The sequence below is a fragment of the Ruoffia sp. FAM 26254 genome, from assembly GCF_045528545.1.
GTDB classification, from domain to species: Bacteria; Bacillota; Bacilli; order Lactobacillales; family Aerococcaceae; genus Ruoffia; species Ruoffia halotolerans.
The window spans coordinates 43599-58921 of sequence record NZ_JBGQQY010000005.1; the positions used below are offsets into that span (position 1 = coordinate 43599).

A 15323-nucleotide genomic window follows, 5' to 3' on the forward strand; every position below is an offset into this window, starting at 1 on the left:
TTAAAAAAGCATTTAATAAAGCGAAAAAGTATGAGTCTCACCTATGCAATCTATATATTTTTAATCATAGAAATTATATGCAGAAAAATATATATAGATTCATTTGTGTAATTCGGTTGTAACAATACTTGATGATATAAAGTGTTTTTTTATTGTTGCAATTTTTCCCGAGTTCCCGTCTTTACAATGACTATAATAAACCGCTTTATAAATATTTACACAAAATTTACAATTGAGTTGTAAAATGAAGACGCAAGTATTCTATTACGGTACTTAATTGTAATGTAACTTATTTTTTTAAAGGAGATTCTGTATGCAGTCTAATTTTACTGAAACATTTATGAAATATGTTTTCATAGTGTGTGCGTCATTATCGATTCTTTCGATTATTTTAATATTCTACTTCATTTTTGAAGGTGGAGTACCTTTTATACTTGAAGAAGGAATTGGTAACTTTATTTTTAACGAGGTATGGCGTCCAACTGCTTCCAAACCTTCATTTGGTATCTTACCAATGATTGTTGGGTCACTTGTTGTTACAGCAGGAGCAATTATTATTGGGGTTCCAATCGGTGTTCTTTCTTCTATCTTTATGGCATTCTACTGTCCTGACTGGTTATATAAATTTGTAAAGCCTGCAATTAACTTAATGGCATCAATTCCATCTATTGTATACGGTTATTTTGCATTAAGATTATTTGTGCCATTCTTCCGTGATTTAATGGGTGGAACAGGGATGAATATTGTAACGGCTTCTACATTGTTAGGTATTATGATTTTACCTACTATTATTGGTTTGTCTGAGGCATCTTTACGTGCTGTTCCTAAAGAATACTACTCAGCGAGTGTTGGTTTAGGTGCTGATCATGACCGTTCAGTTATGCGCGTTATATTACCTGCTGCAAAATCAGGTATCTTATCTGCGATTATCTTAGGTATTGGTCGTGCGATTGGTGAGACAATGGCTGTTATTCTTGTAACTGGTAACCAACCAGCAATCCCTAACGATTTAAACCAAGGTGTTCGTACGTTAACGACGAATATTGTTCTGGAGATGGGTTATGCAAGTGGTCGCCATAGAGAAGCGTTAATTGCTACAGCGGTTGTATTATTTATCTTTATTATCCTCCTAAATACTACTTTCATGTTCGTTAAAAACAGAGGAGGGAACGACTAATGACTAAAAAAATCAGCTTTTTTAAAATATTAGTATGGGCAGCAGGTTTATTTACATTAGGTATGTTACTTTTCATTGTAGGTTATATCTTCTATAATGGAATACCTCATTTATCTGCATCAATGTTTGAATGGGATTATACGACTGATAATGTGTCTATGATGCCGTCAATTATTTCAACATTAATTATTATTGGTGCATCATTACTCATTGCAGGTCCAGTAGGAATCTTTACTGGGTTCTACTTAGTAGAATACGCTGATCAAAAAAGTAAATTCTTACCAATTATTCGTTTAGCAACTGATACATTAGCGGCAGTTCCATCAATTGTTTACGGACTGTTTGGTATGCTTTTATTCGTATATCAGTTTGAGTGGGGATATTCTCACTTTGCGGGTATTTTAACGGTAACAATTATGATTTTACCAATCATCATCTCATCTACTGAAGAAGCATTGCGTTCGGTCAATGATTCTTTACGTATGGGTAGTTATGGTTTAGGAGCAGGAAGATTAAGAACAATCTTTACTGTCGTTCTGCCAGTTGCGATGCCAGGTATTCTTTCCGGAGTTATCTTAGCAATTGGACGTATTGTCGGTGAGTCAGCAGCATTTATCTATACTTTAGGATCATCATCAAGTATGATATCATCACTAGGAGATTCAGGTCGTACTCTTGCGGTTCACATGTATATGTTATCTCAAGAAGGACTTCACGTAGATGAGTCATATGCTGTTGCATCGATTCTAATATTAATTGTTCTATTCATTAACGGCTTATCAAATTTAATTGGTAATCGACTAGGCTCTGGAGGGAAATAAAAAATATGGCTAACACAAAATTTAAAATTAAAGACTTAGACTTTTATTACGGTGATTTTCAAGCGTTAAAAAATATTAATATGGATATTGAAGAGAAAGTAGTTACAGCATTTATCGGACCTTCAGGTTGTGGTAAATCAACATTTATCAAAACATTAAATCGTATGCAAGATTTAGTATCATATGCTCGTGTGGATGGATTAATTTCTTTAGATGGTCAAAATATCTACGAAAAAGGCTATGACGCTAATTTATTACGCAAAAAAGTTGGTATGGTGTTCCAACATCCAAACCCATTCCCAAAAAGTATTTATGACAACATTGCTTATGGACCTAGAACTCACGGGATTAAAGATAAAACTCAACTTGACCAAATTGTTGAAGAAAGTTTACGAGCAGCAGCAATTTGGGATGAAGTAAAAGATAAATTAGATAAAAATGCAACAGCAATTTCTGGTGGACAACAACAAAGAATTTGTATTGCACGTGCGATTGCTAACGATCCAGAAGTATTACTTATGGATGAGCCAACTTCTGCACTTGACCCAATTTCTACTGGGAAAATTGAAGAACTTATTTCTGAATTAAAAGAGAAATATACGGTTGTTATTGTTACTCATAATATGCAACAAGCTGCACGTATTTCTGATAAAACAGCATTCTTCTTAACTGGGGAAGTCATTGAATTTGATGATACTGAGAAAATCTTCATTAACCCGTCAGAACAACGCACTGACGATTATATTTCAGGTCGCTTCGGTTAATTTTATTTAAACTAATACGTATATTTTCTAGGAGGAAAAACAGTGAGAGAAGCATTTCAAGAAGAATTAGAAAAATTTTTGGATAAATTAATTATGTTAAGTAACTTCGCTAATGAGTCATTACATAAAGCGATTAAAGCGTTTGACGAAAATGATAATGAATTAGCGCACGAAGTAATTGCTGATGACCTAAGAATTAATGCTTTAAGTGTTGAAATCGAAAGAGATGCATACCTTCTAATAGCATTACAACAACCAGTGACTGGAGATTTAAGAAAAATCTTTACAGTATTTTCTGCAAATTCAGATGTAGAACGTATCGCTGACCATGCAACATCTGTTGCTAAGACTGTCATTCGTCGTAATCCTGACGAAGAAAAAATCGAGCGCCTAGATGATATTGTTAAACAAATGGGTGAGCTTGCTCAAGAGATGATTACTGATGTCATTCAAGCATTTGTTAAGGGTGATGTTAGAGCAGCACGTAAGATTGCTGACCGTGATAATGAGTTAGATGCTCTACAACAACAAATTTATGGAATTGCTGCACAAACAATGGAATTTGATACTGAAGTAATTATCGGAGGTATTAACTATATTGGTGTTGCAAATAACTTAGAACGTATCGGAGATTATGTGACTAATATTTGCGAAAGAATTGTGTACTTACACTCAGGAGACATCGTAGAATTAAACTAATGGCATACCCATCCCCTCTTCATTAAGTTAAGGCTTAATAAAGAGGGGATTTTATTTTATTAAAGTAATCGTTAAGGAGAACAGAGAGTCTTAACATAAAATTTACAATAGATTTACATTAAATTTACAATCGCTTGTTATAATAGAGGTGTGCTGATGGTTTGACTATCAGACGAGTGATTAGATGTCGTTGAAACATTAGAAATCAAAAGGAGATGTACATTAATGAAAAAAACATTAAAAGCTTTACCATTATTAGCAACTGCAGGATTAGTATTATCATCAGTTGTACCAGCATTCGCACAAGAGGGAACAATTAACGTTGTTTCTCGTGAAGATGGATCAGGAACACGTGGAGCATTCGTAGAAATCGTTGGTGTTGTTGACGAAAACGAAGATGACATGACTACTACATCAGCTGCAATCCAAAACGGTACTAACGGAGTTATGCAAACTGTTGCTGGAGATCCAAATGCAATCGGATATATCTCATTAGGTTCATTAAATGATACAGTTAAAGCTGTTACTGTTGATGGAGCAGAAGCTACTCCAGAAGCAATTAACGCTGGAGATTACCCAATCGCTCGTCCATTCGTAGTGGCATGGGGAGAAGATCAATCTGACTTATCAGCTGACTTCTTAACATTCATCCACTCTCAAGAAGGACAAACAATCGTTGAAGAAGAAGGATACATCGCTGTAGACGCTTCTGCATCTGCTGAAGGTGAAGAATCATCTGAAGAAGCTTCATCTGAAGAAACAACTGAAGAATCAGCATCAGAAGAAACAACTGAAGAGCCAGCTGAAGGCGAAGAGTCTGCTGGAGCTGAAGAAGCTGCGTCTGAAGAAGAAACTACAGAAGAAGAAGCTTCATCAGAAGAAACAACTGAAGAAGAGTCAGCTACAGAAGAAGAATCAACTGAAGAAGAATCAGGATCAGTTGTTGCTTCATTACCTTCATACGAAGCTGCTGGCTTAGAAGGAACTATTGAAGTTGTTGGATCTACATCAGTAACTCCAGTTATGGAAGTTTTAGCTGAAGAATACATGGCTTTAAACCCAGACGTAACTATTAACATTACTTCAAATGGTTCATCTGCTGGTATCCAAGCTGCAACTGGTGGAGCTGCTGACTTAGGTATGTCTTCTCGTGAATTAACAGAAGATGAAGCTGCAGCATTAAACCAAACAAACATCGCTCTTGATGGAATTTCTGTTGTAGTTCACCCAGAAAGTACAGTAGAAGATTTATCATTAGAAACAATTCGTTCGATCTTCTTAGGTGAAGTTACTGAGTGGGAAGAAGCAGCTCAATAATTTTTAAACTATCATAGAGATTTATAACACACCTCTTCGGAGGTGTGTTTTTCATTTCTATTTGCAATCTTTTTACGAACAAATGTTTGAGTTTTGTGTTATACTTACAAAAGGTAAATACAACATTATTGAGGAGAGAAAGTTATATATGGCTCAAAAAAATATAATCGTAAAAGGCGCAAGAACACATAACTTAAAGAATCTCGATGTAGAAATTCCTAGAGATAAATTAGTGGTTATGACTGGTTTATCTGGTTCAGGAAAAAGCTCGTTAGCTTTTGATACCTTATATGCCGAAGGACAAAGACGATATGTAGAAAGTTTATCTGCATATGCTAGACAGTTTTTAGGACAAATGGATAAACCAGATGTAGATTCTATTGAAGGTTTGAGCCCAGCAATCTCAATTGACCAAAAAACAACCAGTCAAAATCCACGTTCTACTGTCGGAACAGCAACAGAAATTAACGACTACTTAAGACTTCTATATGCTCGAGTGGGGACACCTTATTGTCCAAATCACGATATTCCAATCGAACGACAAAGCCCAGAGCAAATGGTAGATCGAATCTTAGAATTACCAGACAGAACACGTATCCAAATTCTATCACCTGCTGTGCGTGACAAACGGGGACAACACAAGAAATTATTAGAAAGAATAAGCAAGGATGGCTATATCCGTGTGCGTGTTGATGGGGAAATCTATGATGTATCAGAGGTTCCCGAATTAGAAAAGAATAAAAAACATACGATTGAAGTGGTTGTTGACCGTATAGCTATTAAAGATGGCGTGAGATCACGTTTATTTGATTCAGTTGAACAAGCACTTTTATTCTCTGAAGGTTACATGGTTATTGATGTTATCGGGGAAGAAGAAATGTACTTTAATGAACATTTTGCTTGTCCGTTTTGTGATTTCTCCATCGATGAATTAGAACCTAGACTTTTTTCTTTCAACGCACCATTTGGTGCTTGTCCAAGTTGTGATGGTTTAGGCTCACGTTTAACAGTCGATGAAGAATTGATTATTCCGGATGATAGCTTAAGCATCGAAGAAGGTGTTTTTGCACCTTGGAATCCAATTAGTTCAAATTATTATCCATCAATGATCGATCAATTTTCAAAACAAAATAATATTCCAACGGATGTTCCATATAAAGGTTTAACCAGTGAACAACAAGAAGTGTTAAAATACGGAGATCCGGACGCAACTTTTTCGTTCACATTCAAAACAATGCGAGGCGAAACGAAGACGACGGAGAATACGTTTGAAGGTGTCTTTAATAATGTTCAAAGACGTTATAATGACACAAATTCTGACTACACGCGTGATGTTATGCGAGAATATATGCATGAATTAACGTGTCCAACATGTAAAGGTACTCGCTTAAATGAAGAAGCCTTATCCGTTCGTGTATCAGACAAAAACATCGCCGAAGTAACAGCAATGTCAATTGGTGATGCTAAAAAACACTTTGAAACTATTGACTTCTCAGTGACTGATACGATGATTGCCGATCCAATCATTAAGGAAATCGATGATCGATTGACTTTCTTAAATGAAGTGGGACTGGATTATTTAACAATGAGTCGAGTAGCAGGTTCACTCTCAGGTGGAGAGTCGCAACGGATCCGTCTAGCGACACAAATTGGTTCGAACTTAAGTGGGGTATTATATATCCTGGATGAACCTTCAATTGGTTTACATCAGAGAGATAATGCTCGTTTAATTCAATCATTACAAAGAATGCGTGATTTAGGTAATACGCTCGTTGTTGTTGAACATGATGAAGAAACAATGATGGCTGCAGATTACTTAATTGATATTGGGCCAGGTGCCGGTGAATTAGGCGGAGAAATTGTTTCTATTGGAACGCCTGAAGAAGTTCAAGCTGATGAGAATTCTCTAACAGGTAAATACCTATCTGGAAAAGAAAAAATTGAAGTGCCTAAAACTCGACGCAATGAAGATAAAGGTTGGGTAACAGTCAAAGGAGCAGAAGAAAATAATCTGCAAAATGTTGAAGCGTCTTTCCCAATCGGGCGATTCACTTGTGTTACTGGAGTGTCTGGTTCAGGTAAAAGTAGTTTAGTGAACAGCATTTTAAAAATTGCATTAGCAAAACGCTTAACAAGTACAAAAGAACGACCAGGTAAATTCGAATCCATAGAGGGCTTTGAAGGGCTTGAAAAAGTCATTGATATTGATCAAAGTCCAATTGGACGTACACCAAGAAGTAACCCTGCAACATATACTAGTGTATTCGATGACATTCGCGGGTTATTTGCTCAAACAAATGAAGCGAAGATACGTGGATATGATAAAGGCCGTTTTAGTTTTAACGTTAAGGGCGGACGATGTGAAGCATGTAAAGGTGGCGGAATTAAGCAAATCGAGATGCATTTCCTTCCAGATGTGTATGTTCCATGTGAAGTTTGTCATGGAACGCGCTATAATTCAGAAACACTTGAAATCAAATATAAAGGGAAATCAATTTCAGATGTGTTAGATATGACGATTGATAAAGCTTTAGTATACTTTGATGCGATTCCGAAAATCAAACGCAAAATCCAAACCTTAGTCGATGTTGGTTTAGGTTACGTGCGATTGGGACAATCAGCGACAACTTTATCTGGTGGTGAAGCACAAAGAATGAAGCTTGCCTCTGAACTACAACGTGTTTCAACAGGAGATACATTCTATATCTTAGATGAGCCAACGACTGGTTTACACGCACATGATATTAAGAAATTACTTACAGTATTGAATCGCTTAGTAGATGCAGGTAATACCGTCGTTGTGATTGAGCATAACTTAGATGTTATTAAGACAGCTGACTACATTATCGATATGGGTCCTGAAGGGGGGATCCGTGGTGGAGAAGTCATCGCTACCGGAACTCCTGAAGAAGTGGCTGAAGTTGAAGGCAGCTTTACAGGACAATATTTAAAATACGTCATGGATAAAGATAAATAATCGAAATGATTGAGGCGTTCAACAATGTCCTCATATCAAGAACCCAACCTAGTGGTGGCACTACCACTAGGTTGGGCTTTTTTATGCGGAGATTCGAACTTTTAGAAGCCTCCCATTTTTATGACTAGCTGAATTCACTTAATCTTCTTTGAACAAGTGACTCGAGGAATTCGCTTTGTTATACTATAAAAGATAGAACGAAATTGGAAACGTTACACATATAAAAGGGAGTGGTAAGCTTTGAATCATGCAGAAATAATTATCGTTGGCTCATCCTTTGCTGGAGTATCGTCTGCCTTGACAGCTAGGCAATTATATCCCAATAAACGAGTACTCATCATTGAGAAAGAAGGAAATATTGGACATATCCCCAGTAGTTTAAATTTATTGTTAAAAGAAGAATTAAAACATTTAAGTGATAAAACATTTATTAACGAAGAACAATTAGAAGCTAGTGGGGTTGAGTTATTACTAAACAATGAAGTATTAGATATTGATTTGGCAAATAAATCACTCTTAGTAGAAGATGAAAATACACATGAAAGTTATCGCTATGACAAGCTGATTTTGGCTATGGGCTCAAGTCCAATTTCAGAACGTATTTTGGGTTCAAATCATCCTCAAGTGTTAACGACGAAAACGTTAGAAGCGAGTAAGAAGGCCTTACAGGAAATTGAAGGGGCAGAACGGATTCTCATTGCTGGTGGAGGGCAAATTGGTCTTGAAGCAGCGGATGCTTTCAAGCAAGTTGCTAAAAATGTGACCATAGTTGAAGCTTCTGATCAACTGGCTTTCAAATATTTCGACTCAGATATGACTCAATTATTAGAGGAAAAAATACAAGAAAGTGGCATCAACGTGATTAAAGGACATTATGTCGAAAGCATTCACTCACAGGATACAGAATTAAACGTTATATTATCACAAGATATTGAAATACTGACAGACCATGTGATGCTCGCTGTGAATTTCCGTCCCAATACAAAGTTAATTGAAGATCAAGTTCATTGCCATTTAGATAAAACAATCGAAGTGGATGAATATTTACAGACGAGTATGGCTGATGTGTTTGCAGTGGGGGATTTAATTCGAGCGCCTTATGCTTATACAGAGACAGATTATTATTTACCATTAGTGAACCATGCCTATCTTAGCGGGAAAATTGCGGCGATGAATCTCTATCAAAAAACAAGCACCGTGCCCCAATCTTTACGAGTGACCGGAAGTCAATTATTCGGCTTATACATGGTCAGTGTGGGCTTAACAGAGCAAGAAGCTGCATTGTTTTATCCAATTGAAACAACGATGCTTGAGAAAGAATTATCAAAAGAAAATCCATCTCAGATAACGGTTAAACTCATCACAAAGAAAGAAACAGGACAGTTGATTGGAGCGCAAGTTTATTCACAAAGTGATATTTTAACTCTGGCTGATTTACTCGCGATTTCGATAAATGCACAAATGACAGATGAAGCACTGGCTTTTCAAGATCGACTTTTTTATAGAGGAGAATTTTCAATGAGTGAGTGTATTTATGCTTGTGCCTTAAAGAGCTATCAAAAGCGTATGAGTGAGGTGTTTTTAGATGGTAATTGAAGATTTATTTGAGAAACGTGAGCGTGGCCTATGGGTTCTATTATCTACATTAATTAATCATTCGACGGATCTCGAAATTAAAGAGGCAATGGCGCAAACAGCCTTGTCGAAAGTGACTTTATTAAAATACGTCGAAGATTTGAATGAATTAGCCGATTCACAAGGTTTTCCATTATGTATTCAGCTCATCAATGACCGCCTAGGATTAAACTTGGGACCACATGTTACAAAGCAAGATATCGTGCAACTATTCTTACCTTATTCTTTAAAATATCAGATTCTGGACTATTTATTTAAAGTCGAAGAGTATACGGTTCAAAAGCTATCACAAGAATTACTCATTAGTGAAGCGACGTTTCACCGTCAATTAGTTTCTTTGAATGTATTACTAGAAGAATTTTATTTAGCCGTTCGAAGTGGGCGTATTAGAGGTCCTGAACATCAGATTCGCTATTTTTACTTTCGTTTATATACTCTAGTCGAACCTAAAAAACGATTAAGTAAATTAGCACAATCAAAAGAAAGTCAACAAGTGATTCGTTCTTTTCAACAGCTTTGGGGGCAGGATACTTTTGCGGATAGAGAAGCAGAAATAGGTTTATGGCTCATGATAACGCGTCAAAGAATGGGCGTTAAATATAAGGATTTTAGCGCTTTAAAAGAGTTGATGAAACCTTATTATTCACATCGTTTCTATCAACAAATTCGACAGAACACGCTAGTATTTTTAAGTCGCTATGCCCTAGAAAGTGAAGAGGAAGAGGCTATGTGTCAGTTTATGTTTATGACAACAATGTCTATTCTACCTGCATTTGTCATGGAAAGAAGTTTAGGTTACGGTGGGCCAGTTAGTGAGGCGACAACAACGGGCTTGCAATATATTCGCTCAACGGTTTCAAGCCAAGAAAATCTAAATGAACAAGGAATGTATTCATTAAACCAAATACTTGGGAGATTATACTTCTTTAAAGGTGCAATTATTGAACGTAGCATTGATTATGAGTTAGATCGATCACTCATTAAACATGGCATGAATCTAGAAAATGAAGACCTAGCGATCCCCTTACTTGAGGATGTCATCACAAATATCTATCACTACGACCAAAAAGAATTAGGTGATGCTTATAAGGAGGCAGAATGGACCTTAACAGAAGTGCTGTCTTATGTTGTTTACCAGATGCCTATGACAATAAGTATCGGGCTAGACCTTATTGGTGATGAAACAGAAAAATTACCGATACTATCAGTCATGCGTCAAAGGCTTGAGGTCAATCGTTTAGTAAGTGTGGAAATATATGACAAAAGAAAATACTTTAATTTAATTGTCTCTAATGCTTATGACAGAGATTATCCGGTTCCCTACTATTACCTCAAAGGCTTGCCAAATCACTTTGATATGAGACAATTAGAAATCATCATTCAAAGATTATTTAATAGCGAAAATTAATTATTATTTGAAACACTGACTTTAATTCTTGAAGCCAGTGTTTCATCTTTTTTGGACAGCGCTCTCATTTTTTTAAATAATTCTAAAAAACGCGATAGTTACAAATTAACTTTAAGAGATACAATATAATCACAAAGAAAGCGATTTCTAAACATAAATAATAATTGCTTACAGATTAATAGGGGGATTAAGATGGAAGAAAAGTATATTTTGTCGATTGATCAAGGTACGACGAGTTCACGAGCGCTGATAATTAACAAACAGGGCGGAAAAGTAGCGAGTTATCAAAAAGAGTTTACTCAAATATTTCCTAAAGCAGGTTGGGTTGAACATAATGCGAATGAGATTTGGAACTCAGTTCAATCAGTCATTGCGGGGGCATTTATTGAAAGCGGTATTAAACCATCAGATATTAGTGCAATCGGAATTACGAATCAACGTGAGACGACTGTTATTTGGGATAAAAAGACAGGATTACCTATTTATAACGCGATTGTTTGGCAATCTAGACAAACAGCGGATATCGCTGAACAATTGAAACAAGACGGTCATGCAGATATGATTCACCAAAAGACAGGTTTGATCGTAGATGCGTATTTCTCAGCGACAAAAATTCGTTGGATCTTAGATAATGTTGAGGGCGCTCAAGAACGGGCTGAGCGAGGTGAATTATTATTCGGGACAATTGATACATGGTTAGTTTGGAAATTAACAGATGGAGCGACTCACGTCACTGATTACTCTAATGCTTCTAGAACGATGCTTTATAACATTAAGGATTTAGAGTGGGATGACGAGATTTTAGAGTTGTTAAATATTCCTCGTAGCTTACTACCAGAAGTGAAATCTAACTCGGAAGTATACGGGACAACGAAACCGTTCCACTTCTATGGTGGAGAAGTGCCTATTAGTGGTATGGCTGGGGACCAACAAGCAGCCTTATTTGGTCAATTAGCTTTTGAACCAGGAATGGTCAAAAACACGTATGGAACAGGTTCATTTATTATTATGAATACTGGAGAGGATTTTGAATTATCTAAGAATAATTTATTAACGACAATTGGTTATGGAATTAACGGAAAAATCTATTATGCTCTTGAAGGGTCAATCTTTATTGCCGGAAGTGCCATTCAATGGTTACGTGACGGAATGCGTATGTTTAGCGATTCAGTTGAGTCTGAAGATTATGCAAGAAACTCAAGCAATAATGATGAAGTATATGTTGTTCCTGCCTTTACAGGTTTAGGTGCGCCTTACTGGGATTCAGATGCGACCGGATCTGTCTTTGGATTAACACGCGGGACAACGAAGGAAGACTTTATTAAAGCAACACTACAGTCCATCGCGTATCAAGTGAGAGACGTTATTGACACCATGCAAATGGATACAGGGATTAAAATACCTTTATTAAAAGTAGATGGTGGGGCTGCAATGAATAATTACTTAATGCAGTTCCAATCAGATATTATCGGAACAGAAATTGCTCGCGCTAAAAACTTAGAGACAACTGCTCTAGGTGCTGCCTTCTTAGCTGGTTTAGCCGTAGGATACTGGAAAGATTTAGATGAAATTAAGAAATTGAACGAAACAGCCGAAACATTTACACCATCAATGAATAATGCACGTAAAGAACAATTATACAAAGGTTGGAAAAAAGCAGTTCATGCGACACGTGTCTTTGCACAAGATGAAGTTGAGATGGAAGAAGGAGAGGAATAATCATGAAATTTTCTAAAGATACACGCCAAAGAGCGATTGAGAAGTTACAAGACCGTACCCTTGATTTATTAATTATCGGTGGAGGAATCACTGGAGCAGGAGTGGCGATTCAAGCTGCTGCCAGTGGGTTAGAAACAGGTCTAATAGAGATGCAGGATTTCGCTGAAGGAACAAGTAGTCGTTCAACGAAACTCGTTCATGGAGGCATTCGTTATCTGAAACAATTTGATGTTGAAGTTGTTTCAGATACTGTCCAAGAACGTGCAGTTGTACAACAAATCGCGCCTCATATTCCTAAAGCAGATCCAATGTTATTACCGGTTTATGATGAGCCAAATGCGACATTTAATATGTTCCGTTTGAAAGTAGCCATGGATTTATATGATTTATTAGCCGGCGTTAGCAATTCACCTTTGGCAAATAAAACTTTAACGAAAGAAGAAGTATTGGAACGTGAACCTCAAATTAAGGCAGAAGGCTTAGTTGGTGGTGGGCAATACTTAGATTACAACAATAATGATGCGCGTTTAGTCATTGAGAATATCAAGCGCGCAAACCAAGATGGCGCACTCATTGCTAGTCGTGTGAAAGCTGAGTCGTTTTTATTCAATGAAGAAGGACAAATTAATGGTGTGGTTGCTAAAGATATGTTATCAGGCGAAACATTTGAAATTAAAGCACGTACGGTAATTAACACAAGTGGGCCTTGGAGTGATTTAGTACGTAATTTAAATAAAGAAGATGACCAAATCCAACAAATGCGTCCAACTAAAGGAGTTCATTTAGTCGTAGATAATAGCAAGATTAAAGTACCTCAACCAACATACTTTGATACTGGCTTAGGTGATGGGCGTATGGTCTTTGTCATTCCAAGAGAGAATAAAACATACTTTGGAACGACCGATACAGATTACACAGGTGATTTAGCTCATCCAACAGTGACTCAAGAAGATGTTGATTACTTATTAGGCATTGTGAATAATCGTTTCCCCGAAGCGAATATTTCAATTCATGATGTTGAGAGTAGCTGGGCAGGGTTACGTCCGTTAATTTCAGGTAATAAAGCATCCGATTATAATGGTGGGAATAATGGTTCAATCTCGGATGAGAGTTTTGATCATTTAATTTCAACTGTAGGTGCTTACTTAAATAAAGAAACAACGCGTGAAGACGTTGAAGAAGCTATCGGACAAATTGAAACAAGTACGTCTGAGAAAGCTAACGACCCTTCAGCGGTATCTCGTGGAAGTTCTTTAGATATTGATGATAACGGCTTAATTACACTAGCTGGAGGAAAAATTACGGATTACCGTAAGATGGCTGAAGGAGCAATGAAAGCAATTATTGAGATTCTTTCAACACAATATCAAAAGCAATTTACTTTAGTTAATTCAAAAACTTATCCAGTCTCTGGTGGAGAATTAAATCCAGCAAATGTGGATTCAGAATTAGAAACTTTTGCTCAATTAGGTGTGAAACGTGGTTTAGACAAAGCAGACGCAAGTTATATCGCTAGAGTCTTTGGCTCAAATGCACCACGTGTATTCAACTTAGTTACAACCCTTGAAGCGGCTGAAGGCTTAAGTTTACGCGATACACTGGTATTGCATTATACAATGAGAGAAGAGATGGCTTTAACTCCTGTAGATTATTTCTTAAGAAGAACAAATCACTTACTATTCATGCGTGAAACTCTGGATGATTTAACACTTCCAATTACGAATGAAATGGCAAGATACTTTGAATGGTCTGAAGAAGAAAAACAAGCACACTTAGATGAGTTAGCTGCTGTATTAGCTGAAAATGATTTAAAAGAATTAAAAAACAACGCAAAATAATAAAAATTTAATATGTAAAAGGGGAAAAAATGGGAACAGAGCTAGTTGGAGAATTTATAGGAACGTTAATCTTAGTCTTATTAGGAGACGGGATTGTTGCTGGGAATTTACTTAAAGGAACAAAAAGTAATGGTGCGGGTTGGTTATCAATTACGATTGGTTGGGGGATTGCAGTAACATTAGGAGCTTTAGCTTCAGGTTATATGAGTCCTGCGCATTTAAATCCAGCGGTAACGATCGCTTTCGCTATTGAAGGAAGTACACCTTGGAGTTCAGTCATACCTTATACAATCGCACAAATGCTTGGGGCATTTTTAGGAGCTGTCTTAGTCTGGGTACAATACAAACCACATTTTGATGTGACTGAAGATTCATCAGCCATCTTAGGAACGTTTTCTACAGGACCAGAAATTTACAATACAGTTTCAAACTTTATTGGGGAATTATTAGGGACATTTGTATTAATGTTTGGTATCTTAAGCTTTTCGAAATACGATATTGCCCCAGGTTTATCAACAATTTGTGTCGGTATCTTAATTATCGGAATTGGTTTATCTTTAGGAGGAACAACGGGTTATGCAATTAATCCTGCACGTGACTTAGGTCCACGTATTGCTCACGCGATCTTACCAATTAAACAAAAGAGAGACTCTGACTGGGGTTACTCTTGGATACCAGTATTGGCGCCGATTGTTGGAGCAGCATTAGCAGCACTCGTATTTGGCATCATTAACTAAATATATTTACTAAAGCTAGCGGGAAATCCGTTAGCTTTTTTATTTTATTCAAAATATGGGTCTATAGTCCAATGAATTTAGATCCATTTGCATGCATAATATAGATAGAACGAAAGCAAAAGATATGTCCGTTAACAAATTTGGATATACATTGACTTACAACTAAGTAAAAATAGGGCTCTAGACCTATGAAGTCCTTGACAATCGATGACATAATAATAAGTGTAGAGA

At 36.7% G+C, this 15323-nt stretch carries 11 protein-coding genes; all 11 read left to right on the forward strand.

The annotated features are described in order from the left end of the window. The first annotated feature begins 313 nt into the window (after positions 1 to 313). The 11 genes from pstC (at position 314) to ACEN3Z_RS02505 (ending at position 15092) form a co-directional block, all read left to right on the forward strand. On the forward strand, positions 314 to 1177 hold the full coding sequence (pstC, locus tag ACEN3Z_RS02455) for a phosphate ABC transporter permease subunit PstC (RefSeq protein ID WP_407089455.1): 864 nt from the start codon (positions 314 to 316) through the stop codon (positions 1175 to 1177). Further along, on the forward strand, positions 1177 to 1998 hold the full coding sequence (pstA, locus tag ACEN3Z_RS02460) for a phosphate ABC transporter permease PstA (RefSeq protein ID WP_407089456.1): 822 nt from the start codon (positions 1177 to 1179) through the stop codon (positions 1996 to 1998). Before pstC ends, pstA begins: the two co-directional genes overlap by 1 nt. Positions 1999 to 2003: 5 nt before the next feature. After that, positions 2004 to 2762, forward strand: coding sequence for a phosphate ABC transporter ATP-binding protein PstB (gene pstB / locus ACEN3Z_RS02465; RefSeq protein ID WP_407089458.1), 759 nt, complete (start codon positions 2004 to 2006; stop codon positions 2760 to 2762). A 42-nt stretch (positions 2763 to 2804) separates the two neighbouring features. Beyond that, on the forward strand, positions 2805 to 3461 hold the full coding sequence (gene phoU / locus ACEN3Z_RS02470; RefSeq protein WP_407089459.1) for a phosphate signaling complex protein PhoU: 657 nt from the start codon (positions 2805 to 2807) through the stop codon (positions 3459 to 3461). Between the two features lie 225 nt (positions 3462 to 3686). After that, positions 3687 to 4778: a substrate-binding domain-containing protein gene (locus tag ACEN3Z_RS02475; protein WP_407089461.1), complete on the forward strand. Its 1092-nt coding sequence runs from the start codon at positions 3687 to 3689 to the stop codon at positions 4776 to 4778. A 148-nt stretch (positions 4779 to 4926) separates the two neighbouring features. Further along, positions 4927 to 7755 (forward strand): excinuclease ABC subunit UvrA, encoded by a 2829-nt coding sequence (gene uvrA, locus ACEN3Z_RS02480; RefSeq protein ID WP_407089462.1) that lies wholly within the window; start codon positions 4927 to 4929, stop codon positions 7753 to 7755. A 240-nt stretch (positions 7756 to 7995) separates the two neighbouring features. Then, the gene (locus tag ACEN3Z_RS02485; protein WP_407089463.1) at positions 7996 to 9351 is read left to right on the forward strand and encodes an FAD-dependent oxidoreductase; all 1356 of its coding nucleotides are present in this window, start codon (positions 7996 to 7998) and stop codon (positions 9349 to 9351) included. Further along, positions 9341 to 10798 carry a helix-turn-helix domain-containing protein gene (locus ACEN3Z_RS02490; protein ID WP_407089464.1) on the forward strand — a complete coding sequence of 486 codons (1458 nt, stop codon included), beginning with the start codon at positions 9341 to 9343 and terminating at the stop codon, positions 10796 to 10798. Before ACEN3Z_RS02485 ends, ACEN3Z_RS02490 begins: the two co-directional genes overlap by 11 nt. 192 nt (positions 10799 to 10990) lie before the next feature. Beyond that, positions 10991 to 12517 (forward strand): glycerol kinase GlpK, encoded by a 1527-nt coding sequence (gene glpK / locus ACEN3Z_RS02495; RefSeq protein ID WP_407089465.1) that lies wholly within the window; start codon positions 10991 to 10993, stop codon positions 12515 to 12517. A gap of 2 nt (positions 12518 to 12519) precedes the next feature. After that, the gene (gene glpO, locus ACEN3Z_RS02500) at positions 12520 to 14355 is read left to right on the forward strand and encodes a type 1 glycerol-3-phosphate oxidase (protein ID WP_407089466.1); all 1836 of its coding nucleotides are present in this window, start codon (positions 12520 to 12522) and stop codon (positions 14353 to 14355) included. 29 nt (positions 14356 to 14384) lie between these two features. Beyond that, positions 14385 to 15092 (forward strand): MIP/aquaporin family protein, encoded by a 708-nt coding sequence (locus tag ACEN3Z_RS02505; RefSeq protein ID WP_407089467.1) that lies wholly within the window; start codon positions 14385 to 14387, stop codon positions 15090 to 15092. Positions 15093 to 15323: the final 231 nt, after the last annotated feature.